Here is a 20,149-nt window from a genome sequence, read left to right as displayed (position 1 = left end):
AATTTATTTTAATAAAAAAGAAATTATATCTATAAAAGTAAAGCATTATTTTTATTAAAAACTTAATTCAATAGTAAAAAAACCTGTTAAATATTAACAATAATATGTTAATAACATCATAATGTCTTAAAAACAGGTCAAGCCAAAATACTGAAGCAGATATTTAAATGTAGTTTTTTTGTGTTTTAAAATAACCCAAAATTTAACATCCTCTAGCCAACCTTCTCAAGTTGCTATCACCTAGAATCATAGTGGAATACTTTAAATTAACTTCGTATAAAAAAGGACTAGAAACAGGATCAACTCCAAAAGGATATTACAAATAAACAGATAAAAGCAGAAGCATCACAGATAATTATTGATTCAATAAAACCAGCTGCTAACTTCTAAAAGCAAAAAACTCAACTATCTTATGAAAGATAATTGAGTTCTTAAAAGTGCGGATAATAGGACTCGAACCTACACGCCTTGCGGCACCAGATCCTAAGTCTGGCACGTCTACCAATTTCGCCATATCCGCGCGTTATTGTGGGTGCAAATATAATCATAAGTTCGAATATACAAAGTAATTTTTGAAAAAAATTATTTATCATTTTTTTGTATTTTTGAAAGTACCTAAAGTTTACTTAAAATATGGACAACCTTAAGCACTACATTCAAGAAAACAAAGAACGATTTATCAAGGAACTTATCGAATTATTAAAAATACCATCCGTTAGTGCGGACCCTGCCTTTTCACAAGATGTCATTGACACCTCCGAAGCCATCAGAGAAAGCCTAGAAAAAGCAGGTTGCGATTTTGTTGAAATCTGTGAGACTGATGGCTACCCAATTGTCTATGCTGAAAAAACAATCGACCCCTCCTTACCCACTGTTCTTGTTTATGGCCATTATGACGTACAACCCGCTGACCCAATCGAATTGTGGACTTCTCCCCCATTTGAACCCCAAATAAAAATTACCGAAACTCATCCCGAAGGCGCCATTTTTGCTCGTGGCGCATGTGATGACAAAGGACAAATGTACATGCACGTCAAAGCATTTGAATACATGATTAAAAACGACTGTTTGCCCTGCAATGTCAAATTCATGATTGAAGGCGAAGAAGAAGTTGGCAGTGTCAACCTCAAAAAATTTGTTGAGAATAACTCCAAAAAACTCCAAAACGATGTCATTTTGATATCCGACACTGGAATGATTTCCAATCAACAACCCTCAATCACCACTGGACTGCGTGGCTTGAGTTATGTTGAAGTCGAAGTTACAGGACCCAACCGTGATTTGCATTCTGGTCTCTATGGTGGAGCCGTCGCCAACCCGATTAATATTTTATCCAAAATGATTGCTTCGCTTCATGACCAGAACAACCGCATTACGATTCCTGGTTTCTATGACAATGTAGAAGAATTATCAAACGAAGAAAGAATCGAAATGGCCAAAGCCCCTTTTGATATCGAAGAATACAAAAAAGCACTGGATTTAAATGCTGTTTATGGCGAAGAAGGCTATACCACTAACGAGCGTAATTCGATTAGACCAACACTTGACGTCAACGGAATCTGGGGCGGTTATACTGGCGAAGGTGCCAAAACCGTTATTGCAAGCAAGGCATTTGCCAAAATATCCATGCGTTTGGTTCCTAATCAAGATTGGTCTGCAATCACCAAATTATTCACAAAACATTTTACAGCCATTGCACCTGCAGGCGTAACCGTTAAGGTGAAGCCTCATCACGGTGGACAAGGTTATGTAACACCTATCGACAGCATTGGTTACAAAGCCGCAAATATGGCCTACACCCAAACCTTCGGGACTCCTGCCATTCCAGTTCGATCTGGAGGAAGTATCCCAATCGTCGCTTTGTTCGAAAAAGAATTAAACAGCAAAACTATTTTGATGGGATTTGGCCTAGACAGTGATGCCATTCATTCGCCAAACGAACATTTCGGGATCTTCAATTATCTTAAAGGAATCGAAACCATTCCGTTATTTTATAAATATTTTGTCGAATTATCAAAATAGAAAAACCAAAAAAAGTCCGTCCACTATCAGTAAACGGACTTATTTTTATGGGGTTCCCTAACTCAAAAAAGGACAAAACTACAATCCCGTTTTAATTTGGCGCAAATTATCCAAATTCTGTTGTGCCTCTGAAGACAAATCTCCAGATAATAAATTAGTTTGTTCAAAAGGATCGGTATCTATTTTATAAAAATATTCGGTTCCAGAACTCAAATGAATTAATTTATAATTCTCATTACGCAGAGCATATCCTTCATTAGAATTACCTAAAGAAGTAAACAACTCACTATACACAAAATTTCTTTTGGCCACCGATGAACTCGACAAAAAAGGTTTAACACTTACACCATCTTGGTAAGTAGTCGTTCCTGTCCCTGCGATATCAGCAAAAGTCACAAACAGATCTGGTGCCTGTACCAAAGTCGTTTCAATCTGATTTTTACGGCTTACGTTTTTACCACAAATAATCATCGGGGTATTTACGCCACCTTGATACAAGGTACTTTTGGTTCTTGAAGAAGTATAAGGTGTTTTGGCTACTCTCGGCGGCGTTCCGTTATCGCCAATAATCACAAAAACAGTATTTTCTTTCTGCGCTGGACTCATAGAATGAATCATTCGCCCAATTTCTTTATCCGTGGCTTCAATCGCAGCCAAATAATACGGGAATGGATTAGCAGTTATCGCAGAAGCATTATCACTTAATGTTTGATCAGAAATTAAATTTAGTGGCGGCCTATGAAAAGGGGCATGTGGTGCATTGAATGCCAACCATAAAAAGAAAGGTTTGGTTTGCTTTTTCATCCAATCCACAGATTGATTGACAAAATGTGTGGTTGTATAAGTAGTTACATTTGACTGAACACCATTACTGGTTTGTGTCCAATTGTAATAATTTTGTACGCTACCATTTAAAAAACCCGAAAAATATTGAATCCCAAAGCTCTCAGGAGCATCTAATTGAGAATTCAAACTCACATGCCACTTTCCAATTAATGCAGTCGAATAAGCATTAGAAGTCTTATCGTTGATGTATTTCTGAATTACGGCTTCAGTACTTTTTAAATACCCAACTTGCGGAACTTCAACCCCACCTACACTGGTTCTAAAACCAAATCTACCCGTAAGTATTGCAGCCCTTGTTGGGGAACACTCTGGATTTGCCCAAAAATTAGTAAAAGTCACCCCTTTAGTCATCAAAGAATCAAGAATAGGCGTTTTCGCTTTATTTCCAGAATCACCAACATATTTCCCAAAAACATCCCAACCCATATCATCAGCGATGATAAATACAATATTGGTAGATTGAGTAGTAGTTTCTATTAAAGCTGAATCTAAACTGGAATCAGTACTGCCACATGACAAAAGAATAGACAAAAACAACAACGACAGAAGGCCTCTTTTTCTAAATGTACTCATAAAACAACTTTTACCTATTTATCTATTTCTTTAAAAACATAAAGTAACTATCCTTTAGACGTTACTTTTTAAGAATCCATTCGGTTTCCAAATAAATAATAATGTGGTACAAATTAGATGGAGTATCCAAAATAAGGCGTCAATACTTCATTAAAATTCACCCCATAATCTTCTAATTCCTTTAGAATGGGCTCGTATACTTCTTTTCGAATGGGAAGTTGTACTCCTGGCGTTGTAACTTTTCCGTTTAATATTAACAGACTAACTATGGCAACAGGTAAGCCTACCGTTTTAGCCATTGCTGTATAGGTTTGATCATCACCAATACAAACCATTTTAGAATCAATTTGTTGTTTATTACCATTGAGTTCGAAACCAAATTTATGATACATCACAATCATATCTTTATCGGAGGGTTCCAGTGTCCAACTGTCTTTTAGGATTTTTTCAAGAATTTGGGCTGGAGTCGCATTTGGCAAACCCACTATTTTTTTATCATTGAACAAATCTAGTTCTTCTAGTTTTTCCCACATGATATCGTCTTGATCAATCTTCAAAATGAAACGCATTTTGATTTCCACTGAATCTGTAGGATGATAAGGCAAGAAAGAATTTACATATTGACGGTAACTCATGGTTTCGGAATCTTCCATCACATAACTATCGTCTGTCATACCAAGTTGTACGAACATATTCCATGCTTTGGAAAAACCAACTCTTCGAATGGTACCTCGATAGAGTGTCAATACATTATCCAAACCATAAACGCTTTTATACTTTAATGAATCCCTGTTTGGATAAGCCTCAAATCTTCCGTAGCCTTCTACTTCCAGAAACTCTGTTCTACGGAACAAATTACAATAGGGAATGTATTTATAAGTTCCTTCCTGAAGAAATTTAGCCGAACCACCTTGCCCTGCTAAAACTACATTTCGAGGTGCCCAAGTAAATTTATAATTCCATAAATTAGTATCTGATTCAGGTGCTACTAATCCCCCGCAAAAAGACTCAAACAACAACATTTTTCCGCCTTTTCCCCTTATTTCATCAATAACCTTCATAGCGCTCATGTGGTCAATACCAGGATCGAGACCTATTTCGTTCATAAAGACAAGACCTTTAGCATTCACTTCCTTATCCAAGGCTTGCAATTCATCACTGATATAAGAAGCCGTAACCATATGCTTATTGTAAAACAAACAATCTTTAGCCACTTCAATATGTAAATGCGCTGGCAACATAGAAACAACCAAATCAGCTTGTTGTATCGCATTTTGCCTTTGTCCTTTGTCAAAAATATCCAAAGCCATCGCTCTCGCATTTGGGTGATTGAGTGTCTTATTTTGCGCCAATTCTAAAGATAAATCAGCAATAATTAATTGCAAATGTTCTGTAGCTGATTTATGCAACAAATATCGTATCAAAGAGGAAGCAGATCGTCCAGCTCCTATAATTAATATGGTTCTCATGCGAATGGGGATTTTAACAAATTTACAAAAAGAGACTTTGAATACTGTGTTTTTAATGATAATAAAAACAGGAATTATACACGAGTTTGTGTTTAGAACCTTTCTCAGGATGACCTCAACACTTCGGGCTCAAATAATTCTTCAAAATGTACAAAATTCCAAGTCGGATTTGACTAAAATTAGCTTGAGATACAATACTTTTGTATTTCAAAAAATTAAAAATGGATAAAAAAATAATCTATACGGGCGCATTAATGGGAATGGTCGCTATCATTTTGGGCGCTTTTGGAGCTCATGCCTTAAAAAAAATACTTACTCCTGAATTACTCGTAACTTTTGAAACAGGGGTACGCTACCAAATGTATCAGGCATTTTTTTTATTGTTATTACCTAGTTTTAAGATTCTTTCAGAAAAAGCAAAAAACACTATTTTTTATCTTATTGTAATTGGAGTTCTTTTGTTTTCGGGCTCTATTTATGGACTGGCAACCAACTATTTGACGGCTTTTGATTTTAAGACAATTGGTTTTGTTACCCCAATTGGTGGTTTCTTGATAATTTTGGGCTGGGGAGTCCTGTTTCTCCATTATTTTAAGTCTAAATCCTAAGCTTTTTCGGCTATAAATGGTTATCTTTAGTGTAAATAAAGCTGAACACTAAATTGTACTGTTTATGAAAAACAATATCTCTAATCCGCCTATTTCACTTGATAATATGGGCATCCTTGAAGCGCAAATTCACTATCAACTATCCGCCGACGAATTACATCAAAAAACCATCGCCTGTGGTCAAGGAACAGAAACTTCTTCAGGAGCACTTGCTATAAATACTGGAAAATTTTCAGGACGCTCTCCTTTAGACCGATTTATTGTCAAAGATTCTATAACTAAAAACGAAGTATGGTGGGGAGAAATCAACATCCCATTTGAACCCCAACACTTTGATGCCTTATACAACAAACTCACCGCTTACTTATCTAAAAAGGAACTGTATGTAAGGGACGCCTATGTTTGCGCTGACCCAAAATACCGCTTAAACATTAGAGTAGTCACTGAAACAGCTTGGGCTAATTTGTTTTGTCACAATATGTTCTTAAGGCCTAATGAAGAAGAATTAGAGCATTTTGAATCCGACTGGACGGTCATTTGCGCTCCAAGTTTTCTTGCTGACCCTGCTACTGATCATACCAGACAAGGCAATTTTGCTATTTTAAATTTCAATAGAAAAATTGCTATGATAGGTGGCACTGGCTATACGGGTGAGATGAAAAAGGGAATATTCTCTGCTTTAAATTTTATTTTACCAGTTGAACACAATGTACTTTCAATGCATTGTAGTGCCAATGTGGGGCATAATAATGAAACTGCTATTTTCTTTGGACTATCAGGAACGGGAAAAACTACTTTATCAGCTGACCCCAAACGAAAATTAATTGGCGATGATGAACACGGTTGGACAAAAGAAAACACAGTTTTTAATTTTGAAGGTGGCTGTTACGCCAAAGTAGTCAACCTAACTGAAGAAAATGAACCTGATATTTTTAGAGCAATTAAAAAAGGAGCTTTAATAGAAAATATTGTGTACAAAAAAGGAACAAATGAGGTTGACTATACAGATATTTCCATAACTCCCAATACTCGAGTAAGTTATCCAATTGAGCATATTGACAATATCCAACCAGGTTCCATCGGTAGTAATCCAAAAAATATTTTCTTCTTAACTGCAGATTCCTTTGGGATACTCCCTCCTATTTCAAAACTAACTCCGGGTCAAGCAGCTTATCATTTTATTTCAGGTTATACCGCCAAAATTGCTGGAACAGAAGCTGGTATTACAGAACCTACACCCAATTTTTCGGCCTGTTTTGGCGCTCCGTTTATGCCTTTACACCCTACTCGGTATGCCGAAATGTTAAGCCAAAAAATAAAAGAAGACGACGCAACCGTTTGGCTTATCAACACTGGATGGACAGGTGGTGCATATGGTACTGGAAGCCGAATGAAATTGAAATATACCCGAGCCATGATTGATGCCGCTCTAAATGGAGAACTTAACCAAGTGAATTATGAACAACATTCGGTTTTTAGAGTAGCAATACCACAATCATGCCCTAATGTTCCAAGCGAAATTTTGAACCCAAGAAACACTTGGACTGATAAAGAATTGTATGATCGTAAAGCCGTCGAATTAGCCCAAAAATTCCAAGCCAATTTCAAACAATTTTCAGCTTATGCCAATGAGGAAATTTTAAGTGGCGCACCTACCTTATAACAGCAACTGAACCCAAATAAAAAAGCCTTACTTATATAAATTTTCATTTAGAAGTAAGGTTTTCCCACATATTGACCATAAACTACATATAGCTCATAATTTCTTTTTTGAGCGCATCGTACTCCCCTTGCAAAATCAAACCGTTATCTAAGAGTTTTTTATAATTCTGCAGTTTTTCAAATAATTCGTCTGCTGATAAATCTTTCAATAATTTTTCTTGATTAGAATTTCCTGAAACAGGAGTATGAAAAACAGGAGGTTCAGTTGAAACTATCTCGGCAAAATGAGTTACTTCTTCTGTTTCTAGCTCCTCTACATCTTCTTCTATTGCTGATTGAACAGAGATTGTAGTAGCATTAGAAATGTTTTTCAAATTATCCATTTGCTCTTTGGCAAAAGTATATAGTTTTCGAGCTTGTGTTTTCGGGATGTAATCAATAGAAATTGTCAAATCCGTCTTGGTAGCAAATGAAAACTCCGAACCCAACAAATTTTCTTTTACAAAAGCCCCCGCCACATCTTCCCAATCGTAATCTACAAAGTCCATCGACAATCCTAAATTTTTAGGTTTGCACAAAATAATACGTTTGTTAGTCAATACAATACTATCCGGAAAAACGGTTATAGCAGGCTTTTTTTGAACCCCAATATATCCTACTTCCTCATTTTTCATCAATAAATCCTGTAATTTGGTAGTGATTTTTTCAATCGCTTTAGGATCTTGATCTTCGTTCAAAAACTTTTTTATTTGATCTTTCATATAAGCAAAAGCTACTTTTTTATTGTTAGGTAATTTTTATCGGTAAGACACAGCAATTTGTCCAATTTGAAAAACAATTTTCAAAGAATCTTTAAAAGACAACTTAGAGCCATCAGCATGAATCCATCTTTTTAAAGGTTGCTCGCAAACCATTTTTTTTGTTTCTTCATCACCATATATTTTTTTCATTCTCATGAAAATTTCTACATCAAAGAGCCATTTAGTTAAAAATTTCGTTTGAAAAGTGTTATCAATAACATCTTTGGTCATGATTTTAGCGCCACACTGAGTGTCATTAAATTCCATACCAATTGTTTTTCGAATGATAAAATTAATCATTTTACTAATTATTGCTCGAGCTGATTCTTTAGTAATATCTGCTCCCATACGCGCCATACGCGATCCACTTACGATTTTGAAATTTGAATTGGAAATTGTGGTTGCTAAATCGTTGAAGTCTTCAAAATCCGTAGATAAATCAGCATCTAGAAAGCCAATATAATTGAATTGTTCTTGTTTTGCCAAATGTAACATCCCTAAACGAACAGCCTCTGCTTTTCCTCCATTTTTTTCACAGTCATAGATACTAATATGATCTTCATTGCCTATTCGTAATTTTTCTAAGACTTCTAAAGTTTTGTCTTTGCTTCCATCATTTACAAAACAGAGATGGTATCCTAAATTACTCCCTACAAAGTTTTTAAACTCATCGCTCAATAAGCGTGTCTCCTCATTGTAGCAGGGAATTACTACGCCTATACAATTGTTTTGAATAATTTGATTTTTCTTTGTACCGGTAATGGTTTTATCTCCTGCCCCAATTAACCTCTTTACTCGAGCTCCAATTTCACTCAAACTCAAGGGTTTTTTCATGTAATCATCCACTCCGAGGTCAAACCCTTTAACGATAATATCTTCATTAGTATTGCCTGATAATATCATCACTGGGGTTGTATGCCCTAGTTTAATTTTGATATACCTGGCAATTTCAAGACCATTGCCTTCTGTTATAGATTTATCATTTAAATCAGCCATGACCTCATCCTCTCCAAAAGGCATGTTAATATCTGCAATAACTAAATCTGGAGCCTCCTGGTCATAAACGCTTATCCCTTGAGATACATTTTTAGCACTAATGACATCATAGCCTAAGTCTAAAAGGCATTTTTCAAGAGAAAGCACTACTAATTCTTGATCATCTATAATTAAAATTTTCATAGTGTATATTATTTATTAAATTTGGGAAAAGTAAATATATTAATAATCCTACTCCATTGCAATTATTTTCATGGAAATACATAATTTACAGTCTATTTATTATGAAAATTTATAATAAGTTGTATTATCGTTACTTTTACGTGAAATTATATTAAGCAATCCCTATTTTTTGTGAAAGAAAAAACAAATAAATATTTAATCGTTGCCTTACTTATTGGGGTTGTCTTTCACTCAAGTGCCATCTTTTTTACACTAGAAAGCACTTATGATGCCTTAATTCATATGTTTTTTGCAAACCATTATGCTACAAGCTGGTTTGAACCATGGAATTACAGTTGGTATACAGGATTTACTGTAATGGGTTATCCTCCGTTAGTACATCAAGTGATTGGCTTATTATCGCTAGTTGGCGGATTAAAATTTGGTTTATTTACTGTAGCCATCATTGCAATTGTCTTATTTATCACTGGAGTATATCGCTACACCTTAATGATGACAGGTCATCGTCAGGTGGCGGGTTATGCCGCATTAGTTTCAGTATATTCTTCCTCATTTGTCGAAACGCTTCATATTTTTGGACAGTTACCAAGTATTGTAGGTGTTTCTATATTAATGCATTGTATGCCTGAAATCTATCTTTGGATAAAAACAGGTCAATACAAATATCTTTTTAGAGCGCTATCTCTACTAGCTGTTACCATTACATCTCATCATGTTACACCCATTTTTGGTATGGTCTTTTTTATCTTTCCATTAATTGGAATGGTTATTATGGACGCTTCTCGCGAAAAGGTAAACTCTTACAAAGAAGTAAAACTTAAACTATTTGTGCAAACATTAACCTCATTGTTCAAGCGTATTGTACTGTTTGGCCTACCAGCATTAGCATTAATCATTTTTTGTATCTTTCCTTACTGGGTCAATTCAAAAAAGAACCCCATTACACAAGTACCTATTCCACACGGCAGCCGAGATAATTTCCTAGAAGTCACTTCATCCGGATTAATGTTTTTCGTCATACCCTGGGGAATATTATTTTTTATTTTGCCCTATATTTTTTACCGTTATTACAGTAAGAGATACATCTGCTTTGGTTTATCAATTACCTTACTGACAATTTTAGGTACTGGAGGAACTACTCCTATTCCTATTAAAGTATTAGGTGAAAATGCTTTTAACATACTCACTTTGGACAGATTTACACTTTGGGCATCCATCATGAGTTTACCTATTTTTGGAGAATTTACATACAGATTAGCCGAGGGTGATTTTAAAATCGCCATCCAAAACAGTTTAGGAGAAGTCTATCACCGGGTATTGGGTGCCTTATTTGCAGTTTCTTTTTTACTATTTGCAGTTTTCACTATAACATTGGGGTATTTTAGGCCTTTTCAGCCTCAAAAAATAAACACCTTACCCCTTGTAAACTTTTTAAATCAAGACCAACACGACCAATGGCGCTATTTGCCTTTGGGTTTTGGTGATCAAATGGCTACATTATCATCAGAGACCAAAGCAATGACAGTTGATGGTAATTACCATTCAGCTCGGAGACTTCCTGAATTGACCTCCCGAGCAATTGAAAGACTTGAAAACTCAAAATTTAGAGGTTTAGAAGGTATTGGTTCGTTGCAACAATTCCTAACGGTTCCCGAGAAATATAACCTGAAATATGTGTTTTCTAATGATAAGTTCTACGACCCTATCCTCTACTTTTGTGGCTGGCACCGACTGTCACAATTAGAAAATGGGATTATGGTTTGGGAAAAACTAAATGTACCCCCATTGTCTAAAGTACTACCTAAAGAAGATGTGCCACGTTACCAAAAATTAATGTGGGGCATTATTCCACTTTTAACTATTATCATCGCTTTTATCTTAAACGTTCAAATCATTTTTTATAGGGCCTTAAAAGTAAAAGATTTTAGTAAACCTGATTTTTTTAAATTTGCTATACCCTACAAGCGTTTTTCAGCCCGTATCATAGTCATCCTTCATGTATGGGCATTGTTTTTAATTGGATTAATTGGCTATAATCTGTATGATTTTTATATGCATAATGCCACTCAAATTAGTTCTGTCAATGTTGTCCGTTCTTATTACGATGCATTAGACTTTAAATATTATGAAAAAGCTCATTCGTTTATTGATCCTGAAAGCAAATTAACTATTTCGCAATTTATGTTAGAAACCTCAGTAGCTGATGGTATCTTGAATTCGTATGCTAAATTAGATGCGATTGATGTAAAAGTTTTAAAGAGTTCAGAAAACAGAGCCGAATTAATTGCCAAAACCAAATGGATTACTCCACTTGAAATTATCAACAAAGACTATTATCACGAAGCAATTAAACGCAATGGCAAATGGTTCATTTTACCTCAAAAATTGGACTTAGATATCCCTCCTGACCAATTTTTATCAAGTAACACAACTGAATTTTTCAAACATGGTCGCCGTAAAATATCAACACAGCAAACCTATCATGATGATGTGTTAAAACAACCCGAACTTGAAATTCTTTCAGCTAAATTGATTCGATATAAAAATGAATACATTATTATTGGCGAATTGCAAAATATTGACAACAGCCCTGCCGACGTAATTTTAAAATCAACTTTATACAACAAGAAAGATGAAGTATTGGCTAGTTTTAATGCTAAATATGTCATCAAACACAAATTAATGCCCAAAGAAATCACAAGTTACAGGGTTAATTTTGAAGAAATTGCTTGGATTAAGAAAGATGTCGTACGTCCTCCTACTTTTAATCCAAACGAATTTTCTCCAAAAGATATTAGTGAAAAACCAACTAATTTTGACATCCAATCTGCCGGAAATGTGGCCATTACCGATTTTTACACCCAAGTGGCCTTATCTGATTTAACTATTCAAAACTATCATCTCAAAGGCACTTTATTTAATTATGGCATCCAAGAAGTTACTGTGCCTGAATTATTAATTTCTTATTATAACCAAAACAAAGAATTGATATATGTAGACCACTACTTCCTTCGCGAAGGCATACGAGTACAACGCAAACAATATTTTGATTACAAATTATTAGATCTAACAGAATGCGAACTCATACAGTCTTCTCTTCAAAATTGTTTTGTAAATGGATTACCAAATGGTGCTCTAGCGAGAACGATAGTCCCCAACAGAAACCACCAACATGCTAAAGACCAATTACAAAGCCTAAAAGGAAAAGGATTTAGTTATATTAAAGTCGAAATGAATAACTATATTGGTAATCCTAAATAATGAAAAAAATAAGTTTCTACATATTGCCTTTTTTTATTTTTACATTGTTTGTGTTTGCAGGAATACAATCAACTAAAAAAACAGCTCAGTTTAAATTAATTGAAAACACAAAGAGTTTTGTAGCTGGTAATCCCATTACGTTAGTCTTTCAATGTTCATCAAAAACTGCCTCGGCAGATTTGTATCTCATTCATTCTTATTCTAAAATAATAGTCAATGCTAAAAATGAAAATGGGAAACTCGTCTTTAAACTTCCCTTACTGTTTACTGAAAAGACAGGAAACGTCAATTGGTATTTGATTAGTAATTCTGAAAAAAAAAGTTTTGGGAATTTTAAAATAACACCTAATAACAACACTCAAACAGAAATCGAAAATTATTTAGGCCCCAGAACTATCTTAACTGGAAATCAAAACTTTACAATGATTGTTACCGTCCCTACTGATGGCTATGACAATCCTAAAGAGGACAACACCTTAGTTCTGATCAAAGACCAATTTTTAGAAAACACTACCACTGAATCCATAAAAACAGCTCACTTCATTGCTTGGAAAAACATTTATTCGCGAACACAAGCAGGAAAGATGCTGGTCTCCTCACAATGCGAACAAACCTCTACCAGAGAAATTGAAACCGACATTTACCCCTCTATAGCAACTGATTTTAACATTCGGTATGAACGAAATCATGATTTTGCTGACGGAAATCAAATTACAAAACTAATTACAACTAGCATTACTGACCAGTACGGAAACCAGGTGAGTGATGGCACATTAGTGACTTTTTATATTACAAACAGTTCCAATATTGTCTTAAAAACCTATGCTGCCACTATTAACGGAGTTGCCATTGGTCAAATATTGCATCCTGACCACAAAGAAACCTATAGAATAAAGGCCTACGTAACAGGTATTGCAGAAAGCCCCTCTATTACCATTAATTATAAACCATTAATTGAAAAATTCCCCTATACTTTTTCAAAAAATAACCGAACTATTACTGTAGGGCCCCTTACTAGTTTTATGAATCAAATTGTACCTAATGGTATCAAAGTAGAATTGAAAATCATACATAACAACCAAGTTATCGAAACCAAACAAGTAGATAGCTACGAAGGCAAAGCTCGTTTTACATTATCCCCCTCTTTTTACAAGGAAAAACAATATCAATTTGAAATCACCACTTTAGGCATTACTCAAAAAACAAAAATTATATCCTATGAAATTCATTAACAATCGAAACATGTATCGCTTTGCGCTTATCCTTCTCTTTGTTTTGATTAGCCTCTTGAGCTTATTAGGAGTTAATCGCATTTTAGAATACCTCAACACCGGAGCAGACCGGAGCAGCATGCTTCATCTAGAACTCAACAGTGAAGATACTTATTTGCCCAAAGTCGTGTGGAAAAAAATAGAGAATCCAGCGCGAAAAATGGAAAAAAACACCCTACACAAGATTGAGAGAGATTATCTCTTTTCCTGGTATGTTAAAAATAACGCCCTTGAGAAAAATACAAAAAAAGGGATTGAAGATTTTTATACCAAAAATACCCGAAGAAATCTATACCGAACTATAAAATACAATCAGTTACACCAAATTGCCATTTCAAGTACTACCCTGAAGCACTTTCCTGAGCTAGAATTCTACAGTGAAGATGGCCAACAAGTCGTATTTACAGATAAAAATGTAGTGGAATTTCAAAAAATTTCTCAAAATAATCATGTCCTAACCACTATTCAGGACACAGCAACCTATCGAGTGATGATGCTCTTAGAAGACGGTTTTTGGAGAGTGCGTCATCTTGTGAAAATGGAAGCCGAGGCTTTTAAAAAAGACAGCCTTAAGTCCAAACCTGTTTACACCACAAAAGCACATCAAATCCTAAAAAACAAACTCCCTTACATCATCAAAGGAATTAATTATTACCCTAAAAATTCAGCTTGGGACACCTTTGGTGAATTTTTCAATAAAGATACCCTAGCCCATGATTTTGACATAATAAAACAAGCCAACCTCAACACCATTCGTATATTTATTCAATACGAAGATTTTGGCAAAGCCAAGGTTAATGCTCTGAAATTAGAAAAATTAAAAAAACTCTTAGACTTGGCTGAAGCAAAAAAACTAGCGGTCATAGTGACCTTATTCGATTTTTATAGCGATTACACAATTCCAAGCTGGACGCTTACTCATCGTCATGCTGAACAAATTGTAAGCACATTTAGGGAACACAAAGCTATCTTAGGCTGGGATATTAAAAACGAACCCAATTTGGATTTTGAAAGTAGGGATAAAGACAATGTTCTTCAGTGGCTAGATCATATGATTGCAGTTATTAAAGAAAATGACCCCAATCATTTAGTAACTATTGGCTGGTCTAACTCGGTTGATGCTACTTATTTAGCCTCAAAACTAGATTTTATTTCCTATCATTTTTACAATGATATGCAGCATTTAGAATATGAAACGAATGACTTACTCAAACAAACAAAAAAACCCGTCGTAATTGAAGAATACGGCATACCTTCCTACGGAGGTATATGGAACTTATGGGAAGGAAGTTTGGAAAAACAAGCTTCTTATCATCAAAAAATGCAAACTTATTTCAAAAAAAACAACTACTCTTACCTGTCTTGGACACTTTATGATTTTCCACATGTTCCCGATCAAGTAGCAGGAAAGTGGCCATGGCAAAAAACAAGACAAAAAAAATTCGGGTTCATTGATGAAAAAGGCATCAAAAAACCCGCTTTTAAGTATATTTCTAATTAGATACTTTTTTTTAATTGAATGATTTTATCAAAAGTATCTTTATACATGTCAGTAATTTTATCCATAGATAATGCGCTGGCAGCCTTAAAATTTTGAATTGCAATTTCTTTTCGATACGCATCATTATTAACTATTTTCTCAATTGCTTGCGCTAAAGACTCTGCACTTTCTGGGTTAAAAAACTCACCTTTATACCCTTCTTCTTCAACTAGTAAAGCCAAATCTCCTAAATCAGGCATCACTACAGCTTTGCCGTAACTTCCAGCTTGATGCAACACCCCTGAACTTCCCGTTGTAGAAGTATATGGGAAGGCTACGAGAGTGCAATCATTGAAAATTTTGGGTACATCTTTCTCATCCACATAACCTGTAAAATGAATGCCTTCGACCCCTTGGTATTTTTGTTGAACCGATGCCAAATAACCGGGCGTATTAGGGCTATCTGTACCTGCAATAACAATTTCTATAGGTTCAGATGACTTTTGCCTCATACGAATTACAGCCTCAATTAAAATTTCAACTTTTTTATAAGTACCAAATTTTCCAAAAGCCATAACTTTCTTGGGTCCTGGGACTAAATCAAAAGAGGGTTCCTCAATACTATCAAAAGTTCCGTGGGGGATTACTTTAATATTATTGCAATGGTATTTATTTTCTAATACAGCAACATATTTACTAATCGTAACAGCAACTACATCAGATCTTAATATAAATCGAGTAAGAGTAGTCCCTATGAAGTTATACATCTTTTGAGCTAGTTTATTTTTAGTAAAACCAGCACTTTCTAGATCCACTTGTTCCAGAATGTTATGTAATAATGAAACCGTCGGCACACCACTCATGCGCAAAACCATAGGCATCATTAATCCAAGAGCTGCTGGTATTTTTTTGTCACCAAATTTCATGAACTGTAAATTAATTAAAACGGCATCTGGATTTTCCTCCCTGATAGCATTATTAATTGACCATAAATTACTATAACTATTAAAAGACCAACATTCATTCACTTTTACTTTATGGCTATTTTCAAAATCAAGTTCTTTAGGCTCAGCGGTACGATCAGCTAATAACACTACCTCTGTGACATCTTTTTTTTGGACAAAATTTTTAACTAGATGGTAACCATACTCGTTAAGAGTCACTTTACTTGGTGGAAAAGCAGTTATTACAGCTATTTTCATATTTATCAAATTTGGTTTGGGGACTTAAATATACTAAGAATTTTAATACTATTTATTTTTATAAAAGAAAAAACAAAGTTGAAAAAAAAGCAAAAGCACCATGGCTATAATTTGCATGTGGACAACTTGTTCAAGTGTTTCATGATTTAAAATAATCAATCCTATTTGAGTTGTACCTAACACCGCTGAAACTACCACTGGTAAATACTGATTGAGTGAAAGATAGTAGTAGGCAAAAATATTGGCAACTGCAAAAAGAGAAGTTGCTAAAGCGTATTTCCATAATAAAAAAGAAATAGAAACATATTGTTTTCCAAACATAACAGATACAACAAACTCAGGAAACAACGCAGTAAATCCAACAATCAACGACGAAAGCATAACAATATAACCAACATATTTTAACAAAACGGGGAGTGTATCTTGATTGTCTTTTTTCATTTGAATCACTTTGGGCAATAAGAGCATCACAAACATCCAAGCTACAAAATACACCACACGACCTATCAAAGCCAACGAAGCATATAATCCTGCTTGTTGATTGTCAAAAAAATGCTTAACTAGAATTATATCACTATTATTAATTATGATTTGAGTTAACTCATAAAAGGCGGTAAGTGCAAAAAAAGTAGTTATTGATCGAGTGTCAATTACGGCTGAATGCGCCCTTTTTAAACCTTTAAAAATAATAGTTTGAAATGGGAAAACGCCAAAAACGAAGGATAATAAAATCCCTAATGCTACTACAATTGAACTTGGGAAATTAGGAAATAATAATAGCCCTACAATCGTTAGAATCAACCTACTTGCCATTTCAGTTTGATAGGTCGTAGCAAGTTTATTCAATACGTTTGTACCCTGATACAATCCTCGATTAACACTCATCATAAAATACAATGGAATCCCAATTCCAAATATAAAAAACATTGAAGCGGTCTCTGTATGAAAAAGCGTTTGTAATTCTTGGTAAAATAGCATGATGACAATTCCAAAAAAGCCCCCCAAAAATGCTGCATACTTACTAATAAACCTAATAAAACTTAACAATTCATTTTCCTTAAAAAGAACAGCGTACTTTGCAGCCACGATTTGAAATGTCATCCCTACGAAAGATAAAATCAATAAGAGCGTAATTAATATAGCTGCATCTGAAAATTCCGAAGGTCCTAATATGCGCCCCAACAATAAATTATAGAGATAGTTACCACCATTGACTAGTAAAATAGTCAACATAAAAAGTTGTTCAGGTCCTATTTTTTTTGAAATAGAAGAAAATAGTTTGGGAGACATCTTCATCTGTAAAATATTGTTTATAAACGCTTTATCATGATTTTAGCTTCGATAGGATTTGAATTTCTTCATCGGTATTTTTCAAAAAATTCACCGTATTGATAGACCAGTCTATAATTTCTAAATATACATTTTTTTAAAATTTTAATCGGGTTTTTTCTGCCAAAAAAATATCCTCCTCATTAATGCCAACCTCAAGTCCAATTGCAATTCATCCTTGGTTTCCTCACAAATATCTATTTTTAATGCGGTTTCGGTACTATAACTTAGACGAACGAACCGTTTCTGTAGATGAAATATTACGATTTAATCCTTAACTTGCCACCACAAACCCCAGATTTGAATAACTATGAAAGCAATACAGCTGATTTTCTTACTCGGACTTCTTTTTATTGGAACCACTTTGAGTGCTCAGGATATGAAAGTCGGATTTGGTCATCTTGAAAATGGCGAATTCGCTCAAGCAGAAGTTTTTTTTAAAAGTATTTTACAAGAATTTCCTAAAAACAAAACTGCCCGTATTTGTTATGCCCGAGCCATAGGACTGAATCAACAAGCCGAAAAAGCACTTGAAAACTTCATTGAACTAAAAAATGAATTTCCTAACGATTTAGAAATTGAATTGAACTATGCTGAATCTTTACTTTGGAATAAAAAATATACCGAAGCAAAAGCATTTTATAATACTCTGGTAACCAAAAACCCAACTAATTTTGTAGCCCATTTAGGTTTTGCAAATACCTTATCCAATTTAAAAGAATACGAAGATGCTTTGAAAAATGTTAATAAAGCATTGGAATTATCACCAGCGAATCCTGGCGCCTTAGTTTCAAGAAAGTACATCAAACTAGGATATGCCTACCAATATGTTAATGAAAAAAAATTTACCCAAGCCGATACCTTATATAATGAAATTTTAGTTGATTTCCCTTTGGACAAAGAAACCTTAATGAATAAGGCCAATATGTACCTAATTATGAAAGAAATTGAGAAAGGAAAAGCCGTTTACCAATTACTTTCAAAAGACAATCCCTTGCTAGCACTAAACGGATTATCACTATTAGAACACCTTGACAAAAAAGAAAAAAAAGCCCTTCAATTAGCAATTGCATCTTTTAAAAAATCTAAAGAGATTACAGACGAAAACCTAATAAAACAAACCCATGAGCGTTATGTTCAAGCCTTAATTTGGAACAAAAAATATAAAGAAGCGGCTCAAGAAATCAATTATTTACAAAATGAATACCCAAATCAAAACTGGGTGTCAGCACTAGCAGCTACACTTTCTATTTACAAAAGTGATTTCCCAGAGAGTATTATTCATTATCAAAACATATTACAAAATGACCGTAAATCATTCGATGGAAATCTAGGGATTGCAAACGCCTACTATGCATCAGGAAGAAAATCTGATGCCTATCAGGCAGCTCTCACAACTTTAAGTATATTTAACAACCAAGGAGATGCTCTAAATTTTATTAAAAAACTAAACGAAGAATTCACCCCTTTTGTAGAAGAAAAACTGAGTTATTCATTTGATAACGGTGATAATACTGCCCTTGCTTCTAAAACTTCACTTAATATCCCTTTAGCAACTAGATGGACTATAAACACTACTTATCAATATCGTAAAACAGAAAATCAAAAAACTAATGTAGGTGCAAGAAGTAATGATTTTATTTTAGGAGTAGCTTACCAATTACATCCAAAAATAAATTATGTTTTTGAGGCTGGTATCAATGCAGCTAATTCAGCCACTACTAATTACAATGAATTATTAATTCATACTTTTTTCAAAACGAAACCTCTAAAACTTCAAGATTTAGAAGTGGGTTTTAAGAGAGAAATGCAAAATTTTAATTCTGACTTGATTGATAAACAAATAGCTACAAATAATTATTATTTGAATTACAATTTGGGTACAAATTTCAATTTTGGGTGGTTTACACAGTATTTTTTTACTTCACAAACTGATAATAACAACCGAAACCTATTGTTTACGTCCTTTTATTATAATTTTATGACCAATCCTGTCTTGAAAGGAGGTTTTAACTATCAATACATTTCTTTTAAGAATCGCGTTCCTGAGGACTATTTTAGTCCTAAAAAATTCAATGCAATAGAACTTTTTTTAGAACTATTAAAAGACGAAAAAATCACAACCTCTCATTCTTGGTTTTACAATGCCAATTTAGCAACAGGGTTTCAATTTATTGAAGACAACAGCAAACAATGGACCTATCGTATTCAAGCTAAAATTGGCTATAAATTCAACGAAAGATTATTAACAAATCTCTATGGAACCCGAAGTAACATAGCATCAACAACAGCAGCGGGATTTACGTTTAACGAGTTTGGGCTACGATTAAAATGGAACCTAACTAAAGAACCTTTTTTTAAACTAAAATAATTCACCTAAAAACAAAAAAAAGCTATTACAAAAAATAATAGCTTTTTTCTTTAAAAAAGACTGCCCGTGGTAGCAG

The 20,149-nt window shown here is 34.3% G+C and carries 13 protein-coding genes and 1 tRNA gene; 7 read left to right on the top strand and 7 right to left on the bottom strand.

Features of this window, described 5'->3' with window-relative positions; all coding sequences use genetic code 11:
* Nucleotides 1-438 precede the first annotated feature (438 nt).
* Nucleotides 439-520, bottom strand: a tRNA-Leu gene (locus ACNH59_RS08005).
* A 113-nt stretch (nucleotides 521-633) separates the two neighbouring features.
* On the opposite strand from ACNH59_RS08005, the gene ACNH59_RS08000 reads away from it, so the two are divergent.
* Nucleotides 634-2,022 carry a dipeptidase gene (locus ACNH59_RS08000; protein WP_418262028.1) on the top strand — a complete coding sequence of 463 codons (1,389 nt, stop codon included), beginning with the start codon at nucleotides 634-636 and terminating at the stop codon, nucleotides 2,020-2,022.
* 78 nt (nucleotides 2,023-2,100) lie between these two features.
* Here ACNH59_RS08000 and ACNH59_RS07995 read toward each other — a convergent pair whose 3' ends face one another.
* Both ACNH59_RS07995 and ACNH59_RS07990 read right to left on the bottom strand, forming a co-directional pair.
* Nucleotides 2,101-3,441: a sulfatase-like hydrolase/transferase gene (locus ACNH59_RS07995; RefSeq protein WP_418262027.1), complete on the bottom strand. Its 1,341-nt coding sequence runs from the start codon at nucleotides 3,439-3,441 to the stop codon at nucleotides 2,101-2,103.
* A gap of 113 nt (nucleotides 3,442-3,554) precedes the next feature.
* Complete coding sequence (locus tag ACNH59_RS07990; protein ID WP_418262026.1) at nucleotides 3,555-4,910, bottom strand: saccharopine dehydrogenase family protein; 1,356 nt, start codon at nucleotides 4,908-4,910, stop codon at nucleotides 3,555-3,557.
* 221 nt (nucleotides 4,911-5,131) lie between these two features.
* On the opposite strand from ACNH59_RS07990, the gene ACNH59_RS07985 reads away from it, so the two are divergent.
* On the top strand, nucleotides 5,132-5,518 hold the full coding sequence (locus ACNH59_RS07985; RefSeq protein ID WP_418262025.1) for a DUF423 domain-containing protein: 387 nt from the start codon (nucleotides 5,132-5,134) through the stop codon (nucleotides 5,516-5,518).
* A gap of 64 nt (nucleotides 5,519-5,582) precedes the next feature.
* Nucleotides 5,583-7,181, top strand: coding sequence for a phosphoenolpyruvate carboxykinase (ATP) (gene pckA, locus ACNH59_RS07980; RefSeq protein WP_418262024.1), 1,599 nt, complete (start codon nucleotides 5,583-5,585; stop codon nucleotides 7,179-7,181).
* Nucleotides 7,182-7,263: 82 nt separating this feature from the next.
* Here pckA and ACNH59_RS07975 read toward each other — a convergent pair whose 3' ends face one another.
* Entirely contained in the window at nucleotides 7,264-7,941 is a 678-nt protein-coding gene (locus ACNH59_RS07975) for a PH domain-containing protein (protein WP_418262023.1), read from the bottom strand.
* Nucleotides 7,942-7,977: 36 nt separating this feature from the next.
* A complete protein-coding gene (locus ACNH59_RS07970) occupies nucleotides 7,978-9,159 on the bottom strand; it encodes a glycosyltransferase (RefSeq protein WP_418262022.1) in 1,182 nt (393 codons plus the stop codon).
* Nucleotides 9,160-9,330: 171 nt separating this feature from the next.
* Between ACNH59_RS07970 and ACNH59_RS07965 the strand changes: the two genes are divergently transcribed.
* The 3 genes from ACNH59_RS07965 to ACNH59_RS07955 are packed head-to-tail and all read left to right on the top strand — an operon-like array spanning nucleotide 9,331 to nucleotide 15,192.
* Complete coding sequence (locus ACNH59_RS07965; RefSeq protein WP_418262021.1) at nucleotides 9,331-12,420, top strand: hypothetical protein; 3,090 nt, start codon at nucleotides 9,331-9,333, stop codon at nucleotides 12,418-12,420.
* Nucleotides 12,420-13,652 carry a hypothetical protein gene (locus tag ACNH59_RS07960; RefSeq protein ID WP_418262020.1) on the top strand — a complete coding sequence of 411 codons (1,233 nt, stop codon included), beginning with the start codon at nucleotides 12,420-12,422 and terminating at the stop codon, nucleotides 13,650-13,652. Before ACNH59_RS07965 ends, ACNH59_RS07960 begins: the two co-directional genes overlap by 1 nt.
* Entirely contained in the window at nucleotides 13,639-15,192 is a 1,554-nt protein-coding gene (locus ACNH59_RS07955; protein ID WP_418262019.1) for a glycoside hydrolase family 2 TIM barrel-domain containing protein, read from the top strand. Before ACNH59_RS07960 ends, ACNH59_RS07955 begins: the two co-directional genes overlap by 14 nt.
* Here the strand turns inward: ACNH59_RS07955 and ACNH59_RS07950 are convergent.
* Both ACNH59_RS07950 and ACNH59_RS07945 read right to left on the bottom strand, forming a co-directional pair.
* Nucleotides 15,189-16,373: a glycosyltransferase gene (locus ACNH59_RS07950; RefSeq protein WP_418262018.1), complete on the bottom strand. Its 1,185-nt coding sequence runs from the start codon at nucleotides 16,371-16,373 to the stop codon at nucleotides 15,189-15,191. The genes ACNH59_RS07955 and ACNH59_RS07950 overlap by 4 nt on opposite strands.
* 48 nt (nucleotides 16,374-16,421) lie before the next feature.
* Nucleotides 16,422-17,663, bottom strand: coding sequence for a sugar isomerase (locus tag ACNH59_RS07945; protein ID WP_418262017.1), 1,242 nt, complete (start codon nucleotides 17,661-17,663; stop codon nucleotides 16,422-16,424).
* Between the two features lie 349 nt (nucleotides 17,664-18,012).
* Here ACNH59_RS07945 and ACNH59_RS07940 point away from each other — a divergent pair, with 349 nt between their 5' ends.
* On the top strand, nucleotides 18,013-20,073 hold the full coding sequence (locus tag ACNH59_RS07940) for a tetratricopeptide repeat protein (protein WP_418262016.1): 2,061 nt from the start codon (nucleotides 18,013-18,015) through the stop codon (nucleotides 20,071-20,073).
* The last annotated feature ends 76 nt before the right edge of the window (nucleotides 20,074-20,149 follow it).

The sequence above is a fragment of the Flavobacterium faecale genome (genome assembly GCF_048320115.1).
In the GTDB taxonomy this organism is placed as follows: Bacteria; Bacteroidota; Bacteroidia; order Flavobacteriales; family Flavobacteriaceae; genus Flavobacterium; species Flavobacterium faecale_A.
Note: the sequence above shows the minus strand (reverse complement) of the source record. Positions and strands in the feature narration are given on the sequence as shown.